The organism is Microcella humidisoli, assembly GCF_024362325.1.
Lineage (GTDB): Bacteria > Actinomycetota > Actinomycetes > Actinomycetales > Microbacteriaceae > Microcella > Microcella humidisoli.
This window is the reverse complement of record NZ_CP101497.1, coordinates 118,288-137,741: the sequence shown is the minus strand read 5'-3', so window position 1 is coordinate 137,741 and position 19,454 is coordinate 118,288. Positions and strand designations below refer to the sequence as shown.

14 protein-coding genes are annotated in these 19,454 nt (G+C 71.3%); 8 read left to right on the top strand and 6 right to left on the bottom strand.

Going from position 1 to position 19,454, the window contains the following annotated elements:
* Positions 1 to 22: 22 nt before the first annotated feature.
* Positions 23 to 994, top strand: a complete 972-nt coding sequence (locus tag NNL39_RS00550) for an aldo/keto reductase (RefSeq protein ID WP_255159779.1) — start codon at positions 23 to 25, stop codon at positions 992 to 994.
* 3 nt (positions 995 to 997) lie between these two features.
* On the opposite strand, the gene NNL39_RS00545 is transcribed toward NNL39_RS00550, so the two are convergent.
* The 6 genes from NNL39_RS00545 to NNL39_RS00520 all read right to left on the bottom strand — a co-directional run bounded on the left by NNL39_RS00545 (position 998) and on the right by NNL39_RS00520 (position 6,679).
* A complete protein-coding gene (locus NNL39_RS00545; RefSeq protein WP_255159778.1) occupies positions 998 to 2,068 on the bottom strand; it encodes a hypothetical protein in 1,071 nt (356 codons plus the stop codon).
* A 27-nt stretch (positions 2,069 to 2,095) separates the two neighbouring features.
* The gene (locus tag NNL39_RS00540; RefSeq protein WP_255159777.1) at positions 2,096 to 2,722 is read right to left on the bottom strand and encodes a TspO/MBR family protein; all 627 of its coding nucleotides are present in this window, start codon (positions 2,720 to 2,722) and stop codon (positions 2,096 to 2,098) included.
* Positions 2,723 to 2,809: 87 nt separating this feature from the next.
* On the bottom strand, positions 2,810 to 3,322 hold the full coding sequence (locus NNL39_RS00535; RefSeq protein WP_255159776.1) for a TspO/MBR family protein: 513 nt from the start codon (positions 3,320 to 3,322) through the stop codon (positions 2,810 to 2,812).
* A complete protein-coding gene (locus NNL39_RS00530; RefSeq protein WP_255160965.1) occupies positions 3,322 to 4,629 on the bottom strand; it encodes an NAD(P)/FAD-dependent oxidoreductase in 1,308 nt (435 codons plus the stop codon). The genes NNL39_RS00535 and NNL39_RS00530 overlap by 1 nt, the downstream gene beginning before the upstream one ends.
* Positions 4,630 to 4,703: 74 nt before the next feature.
* Entirely contained in the window at positions 4,704 to 6,125 is a 1,422-nt protein-coding gene (locus tag NNL39_RS00525; RefSeq protein ID WP_255159775.1) for an aspartate aminotransferase family protein, read from the bottom strand.
* A gap of 86 nt (positions 6,126 to 6,211) precedes the next feature.
* Positions 6,212 to 6,679 carry an Lrp/AsnC family transcriptional regulator gene (locus NNL39_RS00520; protein ID WP_255159774.1) on the bottom strand — a complete coding sequence of 156 codons (468 nt, stop codon included), beginning with the start codon at positions 6,677 to 6,679 and terminating at the stop codon, positions 6,212 to 6,214.
* A gap of 123 nt (positions 6,680 to 6,802) precedes the next feature.
* Here NNL39_RS00520 and NNL39_RS00515 point away from each other — a divergent pair, with 123 nt between their 5' ends.
* The 7 genes from NNL39_RS00515 (at position 6,803) to NNL39_RS00485 (ending at position 19,447) form a co-directional block, all read left to right on the top strand.
* The gene (locus NNL39_RS00515; RefSeq protein WP_255159773.1) at positions 6,803 to 8,239 is read left to right on the top strand and encodes a gamma-aminobutyraldehyde dehydrogenase; all 1,437 of its coding nucleotides are present in this window, start codon (positions 6,803 to 6,805) and stop codon (positions 8,237 to 8,239) included.
* Between the two features lie 94 nt (positions 8,240 to 8,333).
* On the top strand, positions 8,334 to 8,927 hold the full coding sequence (locus NNL39_RS00510; RefSeq protein WP_255159772.1) for an FHA domain-containing protein: 594 nt from the start codon (positions 8,334 to 8,336) through the stop codon (positions 8,925 to 8,927).
* Positions 8,924 to 9,709 (top strand): PP2C family protein-serine/threonine phosphatase, encoded by a 786-nt coding sequence (locus NNL39_RS00505; RefSeq protein WP_255159771.1) that lies wholly within the window; start codon positions 8,924 to 8,926, stop codon positions 9,707 to 9,709. The genes NNL39_RS00510 and NNL39_RS00505 overlap by 4 nt, the downstream gene beginning before the upstream one ends.
* Positions 9,710 to 9,758: 49 nt before the next feature.
* Positions 9,759 to 11,165 (top strand): serine/threonine-protein kinase, encoded by a 1,407-nt coding sequence (locus NNL39_RS00500; protein ID WP_255159770.1) that lies wholly within the window; start codon positions 9,759 to 9,761, stop codon positions 11,163 to 11,165.
* 4 nt (positions 11,166 to 11,169) lie between these two features.
* Positions 11,170 to 17,076: an Ig-like domain-containing protein gene (locus tag NNL39_RS00495; RefSeq protein WP_255159769.1), complete on the top strand. Its 5,907-nt coding sequence runs from the start codon at positions 11,170 to 11,172 to the stop codon at positions 17,074 to 17,076.
* The gene (locus NNL39_RS00490; RefSeq protein WP_255159768.1) at positions 17,073 to 18,041 is read left to right on the top strand and encodes an AAA family ATPase; all 969 of its coding nucleotides are present in this window, start codon (positions 17,073 to 17,075) and stop codon (positions 18,039 to 18,041) included. Before NNL39_RS00495 ends, NNL39_RS00490 begins: the two co-directional genes overlap by 4 nt.
* The gene (locus tag NNL39_RS00485) at positions 18,038 to 19,447 is read left to right on the top strand and encodes a DUF58 domain-containing protein (RefSeq protein WP_255159767.1); all 1,410 of its coding nucleotides are present in this window, start codon (positions 18,038 to 18,040) and stop codon (positions 19,445 to 19,447) included. The genes NNL39_RS00490 and NNL39_RS00485 overlap by 4 nt, the downstream gene beginning before the upstream one ends.
* Positions 19,448 to 19,454: the final 7 nt, after the last annotated feature.

Here is a 19,454-nt window from a genome sequence, read left to right as displayed (position 1 = left end):
CCGCCCGGGGGAGGATGGAGGCATGACCTCGATGCCGCAGCGCGCCCTCGCCGATACCGACCTGCTCGTCTCGGCCGTGGGACTCGGCTGCAACAACTTCGGCCGTCCCGGGTCGGCGACCGAAGAGCAGGGCGGCACCGATCGCGTGCTGCACGCGGCGATCGATCACGGCATCACGCTGCTCGATACGGCGGAGATGTACGGCTATGAGCACGGCCGCAGCGAGTCGATGATGGGTCGAGCGCTCGCCGGCCGTCGCGACCGCGTCGTCATCGCGACGAAGTTCGGGCACGCCGACGCGAAGAACCCCGACCTGCTCGATGTGCCGCACGGCTCGCGCGCCTATGTCCGCACGGCGGTCGAGGGCTCGTTGCGCCGGCTGCGCACCGACCGCATCGATCTCTACCAGGTGCACACGCCCGACCCCGAGACGCCCATCGACGAGACGCTGAGCGCCCTGCACGAACTCGTCGACGAGGGCAAGGTGCGCTTTCTCGGACACTCGAACTTCATGCCCGCGCAGGTCGAGGAGGCCGAGCGTGCGGCGACCGCCGCCGGTCACCCCCGGTTCGTGAGCGCCCAGAACGAGTACAGCCTGCTCGTGCGCGAGGCCGACACCGAGCTGCTGCCCGCCCTCGAGCGCCATCGACTGGGCCTGCTGCCCTACTTCCCGCTCGCGAACGGCTTGTTCACCGGCAAGTTCTCGCGCGAGGGCGGACCGGCCGATTCGCGCATCATGCGGCAACGACCGCATGTGGCCACCGACGCCCCGTGGGACGCGATCGAGGCGTTCGCGGCGCTGTGCGCCGATCGGGGGGTCGGGATGCTCGAGGGCACGATCGGCTGGCTGCTGAGCCGCCCGGCGATGGCCTCGGTGATCGCGGGGGCGACGACCGAGCAGCAGGTCGCGCAGAACGCCGCGGCCGCCGGGGCGTGGACGCCCGATGCCGAGGCGCTGGCGCGCATCGACGAGCTGTTCCCGTCGCGTGCGTAGTCGCTAGTCGGTGGGGGCGATCGGCTGCGGATCGATGTTGAGATCTTTGTCGAGCGCTGCGGCCTGCTCGTTGAGGGCCGTGAACTCGTCGACGAGCTCGTTGTAGCGGTCGATCTTGGCGTTGGTCTCGTCGATGCGCCGTGTGAGAGCCGACTGCCGGTCGAGCAGAGCCTGTCGGTCGCGCTCGAAGGCCGACTGGCTCGTGTAGCCGCCCGGCCGTGAGGCGCGCGCGTTGAAGGCGGTGATGTCGCGCTCGAGGGCGGCGGCGGCGCGCTCGGCGGCAGCCTGGTCGTCGTCGATCTCAGCGCTCAGCGCTTCGAGCTCGGTGTTGAGGCGTTCGAGTTCTTCTTCGAGCGCGACGAAGATCGCCTCGACCTCCTGCCACAGGGCGACGACGGCACTGCGGTCGTCGAAGTACTGCGCGTAGTGCTCCTCGAGCACGGCGGGAATCTGCGGCAGCTCGGTTCCGACGATCGCGTACAACTCGGGAATGCGCGAGTCGCGGTCGTAGTCCTCGTAGGCGGCGATGCGCTCCGCAAGCTCGCTCTCGGGCCCAACGGTGGCGAAGGCCTCTTCGAGCGGCTCGACGAGCGCCTCCTGCTGCTCGATCGGCAGGCGGTCCCACGCGGCGTGCAGCATCTCGTGGGCGGCGACGACGACCTCGAAGGCGGCGAGGTCGACGTTCGTGATGTCGTACAGGTAGATGCGCCCATCGGCGAGCGTGTAGCAGCCGAGCACGCCGATGTCGGGCTCGTCGCGCGAGCACAGCCGGTCGAACTCGGCATCCGGCACGACGGCAGGCGTGCTCGCGTAGAACAGGAAGCGCCCGCGCTCGCTCATCGCCGCGCGCGTGGCGTAGCCGGCGATTGCCGGAGTGGGGTCGTACTGCCAGACCGTGAGCTGGTCGCTCACGGCCCGCGGGTTCGCGACGGCCCAGGCGGTCGAGGCGATGAGCGCGGACTGCGCGACGATCGCGACAGCGGCGATCCCGAGCAGGATGCCGCGCCCGACCCGGGCGGCCCGGCTGCGGCGCCCGGGCGGTTCGGGGGCGATCGGCGGGGCGAACTCGGTCATGCGTCCACGCTAGCGGCGGTCACGTCGCTAGCGGGCGAGCACCGCGATCGCCGCGTTGAGTGTCGTGGCGAAGAGCGCCCAGACCCAGTACGGAACCAGCAGGGTCGCGGCGAGTCGGCTGACGTCGCCGAACCGGATCATCGTGGCGAGGATCGCGAAGTCGAGGACGACGATCACGACGAGCGCCACCCACGCGCCGGGTGCCCCGAGGAGCGCACCGAGGCCGAAGAAGGCCGGGCTCCAGACGGCATTGAGCCCGAGCTGCACGGCATAGACCCGCAGGGCTCGCGTGCGCGCGAGTGAATCGGGCCGCCGCCAGACGAGCCACGCGGCGACCGACATGAGCGCGTAGAGCACGGTCCAGACGGGCGCGAACACGGCATCGGGCGGCGTCCACATGGGTTTCGGCGTCTCGGCGTACCAGCCGGCGATGCCGGGAGCTGAGAGCACGGAGCCGAGTGCGGCGGCCCCCGACGCGATGACGAGCAGCAGCACGAGGGCGAGCGCGGATCGTGCCGCTGAGCGCTCGGGAACCGCGGTCGACGACGCGGTCGGGCGCGAGTCCATCGGTCGCGGAGTGGCCGGCATGGCGCTCGAACGGTTCGCGGACGGGAGACCCTGCCGCGGGCCTTCCATCGACTGCGTCGCCGTCATCGCACCTCCTCTGCGCTCCCGCGAGAGTAGACGCCGATGCTCCGAGCATCCTGCGCGTCGACTGCGCACATCATCGATGCGGACGCGTCAGTTGAGGAGGGCGATGCCGATGGTGAGGGTCGCAGCGTAGGTCACCCACACGAGGTAGGGCATCATCAGCACCGCCGCCGCGCGATCGATGGGACGGAACTCGGCGATCGTGACGATGATCGCCACGAGCAGCAGCACGTGCACCGTGAGCGAGAGCCACGTCGCCGTCTCGCCGATGACGGGGTAGAGCGCGAAGAACAGCGGCGACCAGATGGCGTTGAGCACGAGCTGCACGGCGTAGAGGGTGAGCGCCCGATCGACCCTGCGGCGGCGGCGTTGCCGCCAGACGAGCCACGCGGCCACCGAGGTGCTGAGGTACAGCACCGTCCACACGGCCGAGAACACCCAGTTCGGCGGCGTCCATCCGGGCTTCACCGCCTCGGCGTACCAGCCCTGGATGAAGGGTTGCGATACCGCCGAGCCGAGCGTCGCCGACAGAACGTTGATGGCGATGATCGCGCCGAGCACGAGCAGCGACAGCGCGGTCGACGTCGCGGTGCGCCGCGCCATCAGTGCCCGATGAGCGGGCTCATCGCTCGAGCGATCACGGAGGACCGCCCGGTCGCGCGCTCCTCCGCATCGGCTGTCGTCATCGCGACGAGGCCGGCGTTGGCCCCGAGGAACCGCAGCGGTTCGGGCTCCCACGAGGGTGAGCGGTGCCCCACCCATGGCAGTCGGGTGAGCGCGGTGTCGCGGCCCGTCACGAGGTCGGCGAGCGTGCGACCGGCCAGGTTCGTCGTCGAGAGCCCGTCGCCCACGTAGCCGCCGGCCGAGCCGATGCCCGTCGTCGGGTCGTAGGCGACGCTCGCGTGCCAGTCGCGCGGCACGCCGAGCGGTCCGCCCCAGGCATGCTCGATCTCGAGTGGCGGCAGCTGCGGGAAGAGGTCGTGCAGCGTCGCGACGAGGTGCTCGAAGACGCGGTCGACGCGGTCGTACTCATCGCGGATCGCGCTACCCCAGTGGTACCGCGCCCCGCGTCCGCCGAAGGCAATGCGGTTGTCGGCAGTGCGCTGGCCGTAGATGACGAGGTGGCGGCCGTCGGAGAACGTCTGCCCATGGGCGATGCCCATCGCCTCCCACACGGCGTCGTCGAGCGGCTGCGTCGCCACCATGAGCGAATAGAGAGGCAGGATGCGGCGCTTCGACTGCGCGATCGTCGCCCCGTAGCCTTCGAGCGCCGTGATGATGTGCCGCGCGCGCACGGTGCCGCGGTCGGTGCGCACGGCTCCCGGCGTCCAGCTCTCAACGGCGGTGTGCTCGTGGATGACCGCACCGCGCTGCTCGACACGGCGCGCGAGCCCGCGCACGAGGGCGGCCGGGTGCACGCGGGCGCAGGCCGGGTCGTAGACCGCGCCCCGGGCATCCCGTGCGTGAACGCGATCGGCGCCCCACAGCTCGAGGGCGTCGACGCCGTAGCCGCGCGCGTGCTCGACCTCGTGCTGCGCGGCGCGCCACTGGCTCTCGCTGCGGGCGAAGACGATCGTGCCGCCGCGCTCATAATCGCAATCGATGCCCGCCTCGGCGGCGGCCCTGCCGACCTCGTCGACGGTGTCGATCATGGCCCGGCGCATCGCGAGGGCGGCTTCGCGGCCGTGCTTCTTCTCGAGCGCCGCGGTCGAGGCCGGGAAGAGGGCGCTGCACCATCCGCCGTTGCGCCCGGAGGCGCCGAAGCCCGCGATGCGCTTCTCGAGCAGCGTGATGCGCAGCCCGGGGTCTCGCCGCTGCAACTCGTACGCCGTCCACAGGCCCGTGAGTCCGGCTCCCACGATGGCGACGTCGGTGTCGAGGTCGCCATCGAGGGCGGGGCGGGGTGTCAGGTCGTCGTCGACCGTCGCGTGCCAGAAGCTCAGGCCGCGGTAGTCGGCAGCGGATGCGGGGCGCGCGGTCGTGCTCAGAGCAGTGTTCCCGCCTCGGTCAGCACGCGGCGCAGAATCGCCTCGATCTCGTCGAACTCGGCCGGTCCGATCGTGAGCGGGGGAGCGAGCTGGATGACGGGGTCGCCACGGTCGTCGGCGCGGCAGTAGAGCCCTGCGTCGAAGAGTGCCTTCGAGAGGAATCCGCGCAGCAGGCGCTCGGACTCCGCCTCGTTGAAGGTCTCCTTGGTCTCCTTGTTCTTGACGAGCTCGATGCCGAAGAAGTACCCCTCGCCGCGCACGTCGCCGACGATCGGGAGGTCTTTGAGGCGCTCCAGCGCCGCGCGGAACTTCGGAGAGTTCTCGCGCACGTGGGCGAGGATTCCCTCTTCTTCCATGATGTTGAGGTTCTCGAGCGCGACGGCGGCCGACACCGGGTGCCCGGCGAAGGTGTAGCCGTGGTAGAACGCCGTCTGGCCGTGCTTGAACGGCTCGTACAGGCGGTCGCTCACGATCATGGCGCCGAGCGGCGAGTACCCGCTCGTGAGACCCTTCGCGCTCGTGATGATGTCGGGCACGTAGCCGAGGGCGGTGCAGGCGAACATCTCACCGATGCGGCCGTAGGCGCAGATGACCTCGTCGCTCACGAGCAGCACGTCGTACTTGTCGCAGATCTCGCGCACGCGCGTGAAGTATCCGGGGGGCGGCGGGAAGCAGCCGCCCGAGTTCTGCACCGGCTCGAGGAAGACCGCCGCGACGGTGTCGGGGCCCTCGAAGAGGATCGCTTCTTCGATGCGGTTGGCCGCCCACTGCCCGAACTCCTCGAGCGAGCCGTGGAAGCCCATCTCGGCGGCGCGGTAGTAATTGGTGTTCGGCACGCGGAACCCGCCGGGCGTCAGCGGCTCGAACATCTCTTTCATGCCCGGGATGCCCGTGATCGCGAGGGCGCCCTGCGGCGTGCCGTGGTAGGCGATCGCGCGCGAGATGACCTTGTGCTTCATGGGCTTGCCGGTGAGCTTGAAGTACTGCTTCGCGAGCTTCCACGCCGACTCGACGGCTTCGCCGCCGCCCGTCGTGAAGAAGACGCGGTTGAGGTCGCCAGGCGCGTAGTCGGCGAGACGGTCGGCCAGCTCGATCGCGGTCGGGTGGGCGTACGACCACAGCGGGAAGAACGCGAGCTCTTCCGCCTGCTTGCGGGCTGCCTCGGCGAGACGCTCGCGGCCGTGGCCCACCTGCACGACGAAGAGGCCCGAGAGGCCGTCGATGTACTTCTTGCCGTGCGAGTCGTAGACGTGGTGGCCCTCGCCGCGCACGATGATGGGCACGCCGTTGCCGGCCTCCATGCCCGACTGGCGGGCGAAGTGCATCCAGAGGTGGTCTTTCGCCTTCTGCTGCAGGTCGGCCTCGGTCGAGGCGTCGAGGGCGGTGCCCGCCGGGGCGATGGAGGTGTCGATCGACATCGTGTGCTCTCTCGTGTGGTGCGTCGGCTCGGCGTGCGTCGTGGGCGCGCTGATCGTCGCGGTCGCGGTCTTCTTGCGGAAAATACTCATCGGGTTCCCCAGTTGTAGAACTGCTTCTGCAGTCGTAGATAGACGAAGGTCTCGGTCGACTGCACGCCCTCGATCGCACGGATGCGACTGTTGAGCAGGTCGATGAGGTCGTCGTCGTCTTCGCAGACGACCTCGGCGAGGATGTCGAAGCTGCCGGCCGTGAGCACGACATAGTCGACGGCGCGCATGTTGCTCAGCTCGTCGGCAACATGCGTCGTGTCGCCCACGACGCGGATGCCGATCATGGCCTGGCGGTAGAAGCCCAGCTGCATCGGGTCGGTGACGGCGACCACTTGCATGACCCCGGCATCCGTCAGCTTCTGCACGCGCTGGCGCACTGCCGCCTCGCTGAGGCCAACGGCCTTGCCGATCTCGGCGTACGAGCGGCGGCCGTCGGTCTGCAGCTGCTCGACGATGGCCTTCGACACGTCGTCGAGGTGCACCGGCTTGCTTCGGGAGGCCATGGGCTGATTCTGACAGTGTCAAGCCGGGAATACAAGTGAATCCGCAGTAACAGACGCCATCGAGCAACGGAATCCGTCGCAGTAGGGGTGGATGCGCGCTCCCGTGCGCGCTACAGTGGCGCCATGAGCGCCCGCATCCTCCGTAACGTCATCGGCGGCGAGTCCGTCGAGAGCACCTCCGACACTCACCTCGACCTCATCGACCCGGCGACGGAGGAGGTCTACGGTCACGCTCCCGTGAGCACGGCGGCGGAGATCGACTCCGCGTACCGCGCCGCCGAGACCGCGTTCCGCCACTGGGGCCGCACGACGCCCGCCGAGCGCCAGCTCGCGCTCTTCCGACTGGCCGACGTCATGGCCGAGCACGCCGAGGAGCTCGCCGACCTCGAGTCGCTCGACACCGGCAAGCCGCGCGCGAGCCTCGTGGCCGACGAGATCGATCAGTCGGTCGACCAGCTGCGGTTCTTCGGCGGCGCCGCACGCGACCTCGACGGCCGCTCGGCGGGGGAGTACCTCGCCGACCACACCTCGTACGTGCGGCGCGAGCCCATCGGGGTCATCGGGCAGGTCACGCCCTGGAACTACCCGCTCAACATGGCCGTCTGGAAGATCGCCCCGGCGATCGCGGCGGGCAACACGGTCGTGCTCAAGCCCTCCGACACGACTCCGCTCTCGACCGTGCGGTTCGCCGAGCTCGCCGCCGGCGTGCTGCCCGCGGGCGTGTTCAACGTCGTGATGGGTGACCGCACGACGGGTGCGGCCCTGCTGCAGCATCCGACCCCCCAGATGGTCGCGATCACCGGATCGGTGCGCGCGGGCATGGAGGTCGCGAGGGCGGCCGCAACCGACCTGAAGCGCGTGCACCTCGAGCTCGGCGGCAAGGCGCCCGCGATCGTGTTCCCCGACGCCGACCCGCAGAAGGTGGCCGAGGGGCTCGTGCTGGCCGCGTACTTCAACGCCGGGCAGGACTGCACGGCCGCGACGCGGGTGATCGTGCACGAGTCGGTGCACGACGAGGTCGTGGCCGCGCTCGTCACCCGCGCAGCGACGCACGCCGTCACGGGCGGACCGCGCGACGACGGCGTCTTCTACGGCGCGCTCAACAACGCCGCGCAGCTCGAGCGCGTCGCGGGCGTCATCGAGCGGCTGCCCGCGCACGCCGAGATCGTGGCGGGCGGCGCCCGGCAGGGCGATCGCGGCTACTTCTGGCCCGCGACGATCGTGACCGGCATGCGGCAAGACGACGAGGCCGTGCAGGAGGAGATCTTCGGGCCCGTGCTCACGGTGCAGACCTTCCGCACTGAGGAGGAGGCGCTCGCGCTCGCGAACGGTGTGCGCTACGCCCTCGCGTCGTCGGTGTGGACGAGCGACCACACGCGGGCCATGCGGTTTGCCCGCGACCTCGACTTCGGGTGCGTGTGGATCAACACCCACATCCCGTTCGTGTCGGACATGCCGCACGGCGGCTTCAAGCACTCCGGCTACGGCAAAGACCTCTCGCACTACGGCTTCGAGGACTACACGCGCCTCAAGCATGTGATGTCATACATCGGCGACTAGCCGATGGATGACCAGGGGGCACGGCATACGAGGGCGGCCCGCCGGGGTCGCCCGTCCATCGGCGACTAGAGGGACGATCGAGGCGGGGGGCGCCATGGGGGATTGGCCGGAGGACACCGGCGACACGGTGCTGCGTCCGCGTGGTGCGGACCGCGCGGGCGACCGCCCCGTCGCCCCTGACACTGGGCCGCCGTCGGCCCGCGATGTCGAGGACACGATCATCCGCCTCGTCGAGCCCGCGCGCCCGGCCGCGGCCGGTGCGCTGCCGCTCGACGCCGCGCTGCCGCCGGAACCGCCGGAGCCCGACCCCGTCGACTGGGCGCTGCGGGTGCGCGGCACGAGCACGGTCGTGCCGCTCGATGTGCCCGTCGTCATCGGACGTCGGCCGGGGGCACCTCGACCGAACGAGCACCCCGTGCCGCGGCGCGTGGTCATCCCCGCCGATCGTGCTGACGTCTCTGCCCGGCACGCCCGCATCGAGCGGCTCGGGCGCTCGCTCGTGGTCGCCGACCTCGGGTCGACGAACGGCGTGGTCGTACACTGGTCGACGGGGTCGAGTCTGAGGCTGCGGCCGGGCGACTCGTGCGCCGTGCTGCCCGACGCGATCATCGAGCTGGGCGACGGCGTCGAGGTCGAGTTCGTCGCCCCGAGCATCCCGCACCCACCCCGACCTTCGGAGCCCTCGTGACCGCCCTCGGCCGCAGCAGCGTACGCCACATCGTCGCTCTGCCCGATCGCGGCGAGCCCGTCGAGCTGTCGTGGCACGGGGTGACCCACACGGGCTACCGACGTTCGGGCAACGAAGACAGCTACCTCGCCGATGTGCCCCTGTTCGCGGTCGCCGACGGCATGGGCGGCCACTCGCACGGCGATCGGGCGAGCGACGCCGTCGTGCGCCGGCTGCAGGCGGCCGTCGACGGCGACTTCATCGAGCCGTCCGCGATCGTCGATGCGCTCAATCTGGCGACGTGGGACATCCACCAGCTCGATGATGCTGATCACGGCATCGGCACGACGGTCACGGGCGTCGCTCTCACGCTGGTCGACGGGCATCCGCAGCTCACGGTCTTCAACGTCGGCGACTCGCGCGTGTACCGGTTCTCGGGCAACGAACTCAGCCAGGTGACGACCGACCACTCGATCGTGCAAGAGATGGTCGACGCCGGGCAGCTGAGCGCCGAGCAGGCCGAGAACCATCCCGACTCGAACGTCATCACGCGCGCGGTCGGCTTCTCGGTCGAGCCCGAGGTCGATCTGAGCGTGCTGCCCCTCGAGCCCGGGATGCGCCTGCTGGTGTGCTCCGATGGGCTCACGAAAGAGGTGCCGCTCGAGCGGCTGCGGCTGCACCTCGCTGCGCGCTTGAGCGCCCGCGAGACCGCGAATGCGCTCGTGGATGCGGCGCTCGCGCAGGGCGGACGCGACAACATCACCGTGATCGTCGTCGACGTGGTGCGCGCCCCCGGCCCCTGACGCCCCGCACTCCCTACACTGGGGGGACATCGTGCCGGGAGGGGGAACCATGACGCGACGTCGACCGTCGGAACCCCCGATCCTGCCCGGGTTCAGTCACGTGCGCCTGCTCGGCAGCGGCGGCTTCGCCGACGTCTTCCTGTACGAGCAGAACATGCCCCGGCGGCAGGTCGCCGTCAAGGTCATGCTCGCTGACGTGGTCACCGAGCACGTGCGGCAGATGTTCCAGGTCGAGGCCAATCTCATGGCCCAGCTCTCGTCGCACCCCGGCATCCTGACCGTCTACCAGGCGAGTATCTCGGCCGACGGTCGCCCCTACCTCGTCATGGAGCTCTGCTCGGCACAGCTCGCCACGCGGTACCGGGCCGAGCGCATCCCCGTGCCGGAGGTGCTGCGCATCGGCGTGCAGATCGGCAGTGCGATCGAGACGGCGCACCGCACCGGGGTGCTGCACCGCGACATCAAGCCCTCCAACATCCTCATGACCGCCTACGGGCACCCGGTTCTGAGCGACTTCGGCATCGCCTCCTCGCTCAGCGCGGCCAGCAGCACCGACTCGGTCGGCATGTCGATCCCCTGGTCGGCGCCGGAGGTGCTGCTCGACGAGACGGCCGGCACGGTGCTGAGCGAGGTGTGGTCGCTCGGGGCGACGCTGTACACGCTGCTCGCCGGACGGTCGCCCTTCGAGGTGCTCGACGGGTCGAACACCTCCGACGAACTCATCGGCCGCATCGCGCGCGCCCGCGTGCCGGCGATCGATCGCGAGGATGTTCCCGCATCGCTCGAGGCCGTGCTGCGCCGCTCTCTCAGCCGTGATCCGGCCAAGCGCCAGCAGTCGGTGCTCGAGCTCGTGCGCGATCTGCAGCGGGTGGAGGCGGAGCTCGGGCTCGTCACCACGCAGGCCGACGTGGCGATGGACGACTGGGCGCTCGCGACCATCGGAGACCCGGGCGATCGCACGATCGTGCGCGCGATCGCGCCGCGCTCGCCGGGTTCGTCGACGGGCCGCCGGCGGCGCCGGCGCACCGCCGCGGCGCAGGCCGCCGCGGTCGACTCCGCTCCCGAGCTCGTCGGCACGGCGACCCGGCGTACCGCGACGCGCACCCGCTTCCTCGCCGCAGGCCTCGTCGTCATCTCGCTCGCCGTCATCGCGCTCGGCGCAACGGCGACGCTGCTCGCCATCCAGGGAGGCGATCGCGACCTGCCGAGCGTGACCAACGTCGAGGCGGTGCTCGACGGGACAACGGTGGTGTTCTCGTGGAGCGACCCGGGCATCCAGCCCGACGACACCTACCGCGTGCAGCTGGCCGGCGGCGCCGAGACCTTCCAGCGCACGACGGAGTTCGCCGTCGTCGCGGCCCCGGGCGACCGCGTCTGCGTGACGGTGCGGGTTGCGCGCGAGGGTCGCCTGGGTGCACCGAGCGACGAGAAGTGCGCCGAGGTCGCGGCAGGGTGACATCGTGATCCGGCAGTGGTTCGCGCGGCACCGATCGGCCGCCCTCACGGGGGTCGGCGGCGGTCTCGTCGCGGTCGTCGTGGCGACCATCGCGGTCGTCTACCCCGGTTTCGAAGCCCAGCGGCTCGACATCAATGACGGCGCCGTGTGGGTCGTCAACGGCGACCGCCAGGCGGTCGGCCGCGCCAACCTGCAGGTGGGCGAGCTCGACTCGGTCATCCCCGGCGAGGGGTCGCAGCTCGAGCTCGTGCAGCGGGGCGCCGACGTCATCGTCGTCGACACGGTCAACGCCACCGCCGAGATCGTCGACACCGCCCGCTCGGAGGTGCTCGAGTCGGTGCCGCTGCCGCCCGACGAGCCGCAGGTCATGCTCGCCGCCGACAGCGTCGTCGTGCACAGTGTGGGCTCCGGCGAGACCTGGGTCACGGCCCGCTCACTGTTCGCCGATTTCGACCCCGCGACCGTCGCGGCGTTCCAGTTCGGCCCCGACAGCGTCGTCGCCACGACCGATGCCGTGGGCATCGTCGCGGTCGCCCCCGGGCTCGGCGAGGTCTACCGCGTCGCCCCGGGCGCCACCGATCGGGTCGACCGCACGTGGAGCATCGACGTCGAGGAGACCGTCGAGCTGCAGATCACGATCGCGGGCGGGCGCTGGGCGGTGCTCGACACGGGCACACGGCTGCTGCACACCGAGTCGGGCGTGGTCGACCTCTCGGGCGTCATCGGCGCGGCCGACGATCCGCGCCTCGCCCAGGCGAGCGATGACGCCCAGCAGGTGCTCGTGGCGCACCGCGGCGGGCTTGTCTCGGTGGGGCTCGACGGCTCGGCGCTGACCGAGCTCGTCACCGGTCGGCAGGGCCGCCCCGCCGCCCCCGTCGTGCTCGGGGACTGCGCCTTCGCCGCGTGGACCGACGGCATCTCCTGGCGTCGCTGTGGCGAGCAGGTGACCGAGCTGCCTCTCTCGGCGGTTCCGGCCGCCGCCGATCTGGCCTTCACGGTGCGTGACGAGCGCCTGGCCCTCAACGATCGGGCCGGCGGCGCCGCGTGGGCGGTGCAGAGCGACGGCCGGCTCATCGACAACTGGGATGACCTCATCCGCGACGAGGAGGATGAGCGGCAAGAGCAGCTCGACCAGCTCGACACGCCCCCCGAGCTCGAGCGCGCGCAGCAGCCGCCGATTGCGGTCGATGACGAGTTCGGGGCGCGACCCGGACGCGCGAGCGTACTGCCGGTGCTGCTCAACGACACCGATCCGAACGGCGATGTGCTCGTGATCACCGAGGTCACCGCGATCGATCCGGCGATCGGGCGGCTCGACCTCATCGGCGATGCGCAGCAGCTGCAGCTGACGCTCGAGAGCGGGGCGAGCGGCGAGATCGACTTCTCCTACACGATCACCGACGGCCGCGGCGGGTCGGACTCGGCGACGGTGCGCGTGGATGTGCGCGCGGCGGGCGAGAACGGCGCGCCCGTGCAGGTGCGAGCGAGCAAGACGACGGTCGCCGAGGGCGGCACGGCGACGGCGGCGGTGCTCGCGGAGTGGGTCGATCCGGACGGCGACCCGATCTATCTGCAGGCCGCGAGCATCCCGCCCCCCGATGTCGTCACGTTCCGCCCTGATGGCCGCGTCACGATTTCGGAGGCGGGCGGGGCGGGAACGCTGCGCACCGTCGCGCTGACGGTGACCGACGGCCTCGCGACCGGGCTCGGCACGCTCGCGGTGACCGTGCGGCCGGCTGGTCAGACGCCCATCATCGCCGAGCCCTTCGTCGTGCTCGCCTACGCGGGTCAAGAGGTGCGCATCGAGCCGCTCGTGCACGTGCGCGGCGGCACGGGCACCATCCGGTTGAGCGCCGTTCCCGAGAAGAGCGGCACGACGATCACGCCGAGCTTCGATCGCGGCGTCTTCCGATTCGTCAGCGACGAGGTGCGCACGCACTACCTCGAGTACGTCGTCACCGACGGGTCGACGACGGCGACCGGCATCATCCGCGTGGATGTCGCCGCTCCGCCTGCGGCGGGCGCGGCGCCGATCACCGTGCCGAAGACGCTCTTCGTGCGCACGCTCAGCAACGCGACCATCGGCGTCGCGACCGCCGACATCGATCCGGGCGGCGGGGTGCTCGTCGTCACGGGCGTCATCGGCGTGCCGCCGACGAGCGGGATCCGCGCGGAGGTGCTCGATCAGCGCGATGTGCGCATCACCCTCACGCGACCCCTCGACGGTCCGCAGATCGTGACGTACCGCATCAGCAACGGCCTCGCCGAGTCGACGGGCGAGATCACCGTCATCGAGATCCCGCGACCCGATCGGCTGCAGCCGCCCGTCGCGATCGACGACACGATCACGGTGCGTGTTGGCGATGCCGTGAGCATTCCCGTGCTGGCCAACGACGAGCACCCCGACGACGAGCCCATCACGCTCTCCCCGAGCCTCGTGCAGGGGCTCACCGGCGAATCGGGCCTGCTCTTCGTCGCCGGTGATCGGCTGCGCTACCTCGCACCCGACCAGCCGGGCGACTTCACCGCCGTGTACGAGGTGCTTGGCCCCCTCGGGCAGGAGCGCGCGCAGGCGAGCGTGCGCATTAGCGTGCGCGAGGTGAATGAGGCGACGAACCAGGCGCCCGTGACGCGCACGGTCACCGCGCGCGTCATCGCGGGCGACTCGGTGCGCGTGCGCATCCCGGTCGACGGCATGGATCCCGACGGCGACTCGGTGCAGGTCATCGGGCAGGAGTCGAGCCCCCAGAAGGGCGCCGTCGTCGAGACGGGGCTCGACTACCTCGACTACCAGGCCGGCAGCTACTCGGCCGGCACCGACGAGTTCCGATACACGGTCGTCGATGCGCTCGGCGCGCGCTCGTCGGGCGTGGTGCGCATCGGCATCAGCCCGCGGCTCGAGGGCGCCCGCAACCCCGTCGCGAACGACGACCAGGTGCTCATCCGGCCGGGGTTCACGGTGCTGGTTCCCGTGCTCGACAACGACACCGACCCCGACGGCTCGGCGCTCACCGTGACGGGCGTCGAGGCGAACGGGGCCGAGCTGAGCGCCGAGATCGTCGACGGGCAGTTCGTGCGCGTCGTGCCGCCCGCCGCCCCGGGCCGGTACGGGCTCGTCTACACGATCGAGAACGCGCTCGCGGGGGCCTCGCAAGCCTTCATCACGATCATCGTGAGCCCGGATGCTCCGCTCTCGGCCCCCGTCGCCCGAGACACCGTGCTCTCGCTCACCGACATCCTCGATCGCGACGAGCTCGACGTCGACGTGCTCGCGAGGGTCTTCTTCGCCGAGGGTGAGGTCTCGGAGCTCGGGCTCGAGCTCGTGCCCGGCTACGAGTCGGGCGCCGTCGTGCAGCCTGACCGGCGCGTGCGCGTGCAGGTCGGCGCGCAGCGTCAGATCATCCCCTTCCAGGTCGTGCACCCCGCCGATCCGACCGTGCGCTCGACCGCCTTCATCTGGGTCCCCGGCACCGATGATGCGCTGCCGCAGCTCGACCGCCGCGCTCCCCGCATCGAGGTCGTCAGCGAGGAGACCGTGACGATCGACATCAACGACTACGTGCTCGCCGTCGGCGGGGCGCAGGTGAGGCTGACCGACACGGCCACCGTGAGCGCGACGCAGTCGAACGGCGAGCCGCTCGTCGTCGACGAGAACACGCTGCGTTTCACCTCGGCCGACCTCTACTTCGGCCCCGCCTCGCTCACCTTCGAGGTGACCGACGGCGCCAGCGCGACCGACCCCGAGGGGCGCGTCGCCACCATCGTGCTGCCCATCGAGGTGACGGCGCGCGAGAACCAGCCGCCCGTGCTGATCGGCGCCGCCCTCGAGCTCGAGCCCGGTCAGGAGCGCCTGCTCGACCTCGTGCGCGTCACGGCGTACCCCTACCCTGACGACGTCAACGAGCTCGCCTACTCGATCATCGAATCGGCATCGCCCGGGCTCGAGGTCGAACTGAGCGGGCAGTCGCTGCGGGTGCGCGTGCTGCCCAGCACGCCGCGCGGCACGACCACGGGCGTGACCCTCGGCGTGCGGGATGACGCCGCGCCGGGCACCCCCGGCCGCATCCAGGTCACCGTCGTGCCGTCGACGCGCCCGCTCGCGCGACCCGCACCCGACGCCGTCATCGCGCCCCGCTCGCAGACGACGACCGTGCGCGTGCTCGACAACGACCAGGCGAGGAACCCCTTCCCCGGCCAGCCGCTGCGGGTCGTCGCGGTGCGCGGCCTCGAGAGCGGCAGCCTGCCCGCGGGCGTCAGCATCGTGCCGAGCGCCGACGGCCAGACGCTGCTCGCCACCATCAGCGCAGCGGCTGAACCCGTCGACACCAACCTCGAGTACCAGGTGGCCGACGCGACGAACGATCTTGAGCGGTTCGTCTGGGGCGCCGTGCGCATCTCGGTGCAAGACGTGCCCGACCCGGTGACGAACCTGCGCGTGTCGTCGTTCGCCAACCGCAGCCTCACGATCGCATGGGCGCCCGGCGCCTCGAACAACGCGCCCATCGAGCGCTTCGAGGCCACCGTGACGCGTGTGAGCGACGGCAGTTCGACGACGACCGTGTGCCCCGCCTCGCCATGCGCCGTTCCGACGCCGGGCAACGGCTCCGACAATCGCGTGCGCATCAGCGTCATCGCGGTCAACGCGCAGGGCCCCTCGGCACCGACCGTGCTCGCCGACGCCGTATGGAGCGACCTCGTGCCGCCCGCTCCGGCGCTGCTCGGCGTGACGCCGCTCGATCACGGCCTCCGCATCGGCTGGACCAAGCCCGCTCAAGACGCGGCGGCCTCCGACATCCGCAGCTACCGCGTCGCGGTCGGGCCGGTCGTGCGCACGGTCACCGTTCCTGCGAGCGACCCCGTCGGCACCGAGTACTGGCTCTCGGTCGTCGATGTCGGGGCGCTCGACAACGGCACCGCGTACCCCGTCTCGGTCAGCGCTCGCAACGACTCGTTCGACCCGCTCACCTCGTGGAACAGCTCCACGACGACGGGCACGCCGGCGGGGGCGCCGCTCGCGCTCGCGGCGCCGACGGCGGTCGGATCCACCTCCGATTCGGGGGCGGGCGACGCCTCGGTGACCGTCTCGTGGGCGGGCGCGTTCTCGGGCAACGGCCGCGCCGTGCAGGCCTACTACGTGTGGATCGGCACGGCCGGCTCGCCCCCCGCCTGCACCGTGACGGGCGTCGAGGAGGGCGCTCCTGCGCACGTTCCCCCCGCCGGGGTCACCCAGCTCGCGGGCTCGCTCACCGCGACGACCGTCTCGGGCCTCTCCGCCGACACGACCTACCGCGTCGTCGTCTACGCGTACAACGGGCAGGGCTGCACCGAGAGCGTCGAGGTGACCGCGACGCCGCGTGAACGCCCGAGCACGATCACCGCGATCACCCTCGACGGGCCTGTCGCCAACGGCGAGGGGCGCTGGGACTTCCGCCTCACGGGCGTCACGACGGCCGGGGGCGATGGCGTCGACCAGGTGCAGTACCGCCTGATCGGCGCGGGGGTGGACCCCGCCGAGTCGAGCGGTGCGACGCTGCCCCAGTTGCTCACCGCCGGCACGAGCCACTACGGCCGATCGGTGCAGGTCGAGGTGCGCGGCTGCCGCCAGTACGAGCAGCTGCTGTGCGGCACCTGGTCGGCCCCGTTCGCGGTCGGCGTCGCGGTGCGCATCGACGTGCAGCCGACCATCACCGCGACGGGCGAGGCCCCGAACGACCGCAGCGTCGCCATCACCTGGACGCCCGTCGAGCAGGGCGACTACGACGCCGTCGAGCACACCTGCGCGGGCGGCGACCCCATCGACACCCCCACCCCGTCGAGCTGCACCATCACCGCCGCGCCACCCGACGACCCGCGCCTCATCGTGAGCGTCACCGAGAACGGCATCACCTACACCCGGGAGTACCGACCATGACCATGACCCCCGAGCAGGCCTCCTGGTTCGCCGACATCGTCGAGCGCATCGTGGGCAACGTCGAGCACGTCGTGCTGGGCAAGTCGTACGTGATCCGGCTCAGCCTCACGGCCCTGCTGAGCGAGGGCCATCTGCTGCTCGAGGACGTGCCCGGCACCGGCAAGACGTCGATGGCACGGGCGCTTGCGCAGAGCATCCGGGGCACGACGACGCGCGTGCAGTTCACCCCCGACCTGCTGCCCGGAGACATCACGGGCATGACCGTCTACGACCAGCGCTCGGGAGAGTTCGAGTTCCACCGCGGACCAGTGTTCGCCACGATCGTGCTCGCGGACGAGATCAACCGGGCGAGCCCGAAGACGCAGTCGGCCCTGCTCGAAGTCATGGAGGAGGGGCATGTCACGATCGACGGGGTGACCCACCCCGTCACGGCGCCGTTCCTCGTCATCGCGACCCAGAACCCCATCGAGCAGGCCGGCACCTACCGGCTGCCCGAGGCGCAGCTCGACCGCTTCCTCATGAAGACCGCGATCGGCTACCCCGACCACGCGGCGACCGTGCGGATTCTCGACGCCGCGGGCGGGCCGCGGGCCGCGGTGCTCGAGCCCGTCGTCGAGCTCGACGTCGTGCGCGACATGATCGCCGTCGCGCGCACGGTGCACATCGACCCCGTCATCACCGACTACGTCGCTCGACTCGTCGACGCCACCCGCACCCACCCCGACGTGCGGCTCGGCGCGAGCGTGCGCGGAGCTCTCGCCCTCGTGCGGTGCGCGAAGACCTTCGCCGCGATCCAGGGGCGGCACTACGTCGTGCCCGATGACGTCAAGGCGCTCGCCGAGCCCGTGCTCGCGCACCGCCTCGGCCTCGACCCCGAGTCGGAGTTCGACGGCGTGACCGCCCCCTCCGTGGTCGCGCAGATTCTCGTCGAGACCCCGCCGCCGAGCGATCGGGTCGCCGTGTGACGAGCGCTCCCGAGAGTCGCGGCCGGGCTCCCGCCGCAGCGCCGTCGAGCGAGCGATCGCGGCGCACCGTCGACGAGTCGACCATCGGGTCGACCGTCACGACGGCGCGCACGCGGATCGTCGGCGAGCGCACCGGCTGGGGGGCGGATGCCGTGGTCGCGATCGTGCGCTCGGCCCGTGCCGCGCGCACCGGTCTCGACCGCGCCCGGCAGGCCGCGTCGTCGGTCGTCACGCCGCTCGGCTGGACCGTGGCGGCCCTCGTGCCCGTCGCGCTCCTCGCGGGATACGCATGGGGATGGGCAGAGCTCGTCGTGCTCGGCATGGTCGGCGCCACCCTTGCCGTGGTCGCGGCCGTCTATCTTCTCGGGCGGACGAGCCTCAGCGTCGAGCTGGCTCCGCCGCCCCATCGCGTCGCGGTGGGCGACCCGGCCGTCGCCCGGCTCCGTGTGCGCAACCCGAGCGGCCGCCGGTCGTTCGGGCAGGTCGTCGACCTGCCGGTCGGCGCGGAGATCGTGCCGGTCTCGGTGCCGGGCCTCGCTCCCGATGGCGACATCGCCCGCGAGGTCGCCGTGCCCACCACCCGCCGCGGCCGCGTGGGCCTCGGGCCGGTGCGCTCGGTGCGCGCCGACCCCATCGGCCTCGTGCGTCGCGAGCTCATCTGGACTCCGGCGGTCGAGATCGTCGTGCACCCGCGCACGATCGACATCCCCTCCACTTCGAGCGGGCTCGTGCGCGACCTCGAGGGCCAGCCGACGCGCGACCTGACGCCGAGCGACCTGGCCTTCCACGCGCTGCGCGAGTACGTGCCCGGCGACGACCGGCGCCATATCCACTGGAAGTCGACGGCGAAGACGGGCACCTTCATGGTGCGCCAGTTCGAAGAGACTCGGCGCAGCCACCTGATCGTGGCGCTCAGCATCGCGAGCATCGATTTCGGCTCAGACGAGGAGTTCGAGCTCGCGGTGAGCGTGGCGGGCAGTCTCGGAGCGCGCGCGATCCGCGACGCGCGAGAGGTCTCGGTCGTCGTGAGCGCCGTGACCCCCGAGTTCGCCAAGCGCGCCGTCGTGGCGCTGCGTCCGCTCTCGACGCTGACCCCGTCCCGACTGCTCGACGAGCTCGCGGTCGTCGAGCACGGGCCGGCCGCCCTCGGAATCCTCGACGTCGCGCGCCTCGCGGGCGAGAGCGCCCGCGGAGTCTCCGTGGCGTTCCTCGTCGTCGGCTCCACCGTGACGCCCGCCCGCCTGCGCACGGCCGCGGCGGGCTTCCCGCCCGCGGTCGAGGTCGTCGTCATTTTGTGCGACCCCGACCACGTGCCGGGTCGCCGACGCCTGGGCGCGTTCTCGGTCGTCACGATCGGCTCGCTCGCCGACCTGCGCCGAGCCATGCGGGGGGCGACGACATGGTGAGCGCATC

Coding starts and splice junctions, on each gene's coding strand:
- NNL39_RS00550 (WP_255159779.1), top strand. CDS start 23: ATGACCTCGATGCCGCAGCGCGCCCTCGCCGATACCGACCTGCTCGTC.
- NNL39_RS00545 (WP_255159778.1), bottom strand. CDS start 2,068: ATGACCGAGTTCGCCCCGCCGATCGCCCCCGAACCGCCCGGGCGCCGC.
- NNL39_RS00540 (WP_255159777.1), bottom strand. CDS start 2,722: ATGACGGCGACGCAGTCGATGGAAGGCCCGCGGCAGGGTCTCCCGTCC.
- NNL39_RS00535 (WP_255159776.1), bottom strand. CDS start 3,322: ATGGCGCGGCGCACCGCGACGTCGACCGCGCTGTCGCTGCTCGTGCTC.
- NNL39_RS00525 (WP_255159775.1), bottom strand. CDS start 6,125: ATGTCGATCGACACCTCCATCGCCCCGGCGGGCACCGCCCTCGACGCC.
- NNL39_RS00520 (WP_255159774.1), bottom strand. CDS start 6,679: ATGGCCTCCCGAAGCAAGCCGGTGCACCTCGACGACGTGTCGAAGGCC.
- NNL39_RS00515 (WP_255159773.1), top strand. CDS start 6,803: ATGAGCGCCCGCATCCTCCGTAACGTCATCGGCGGCGAGTCCGTCGAG.
- NNL39_RS00510 (WP_255159772.1), top strand. CDS start 8,334: ATGGGGGATTGGCCGGAGGACACCGGCGACACGGTGCTGCGTCCGCGT.
- NNL39_RS00500 (WP_255159770.1), top strand. CDS start 9,759: ATGACGCGACGTCGACCGTCGGAACCCCCGATCCTGCCCGGGTTCAGT.
- NNL39_RS00490 (WP_255159768.1), top strand. CDS start 17,073: ATGACCATGACCCCCGAGCAGGCCTCCTGGTTCGCCGACATCGTCGAG.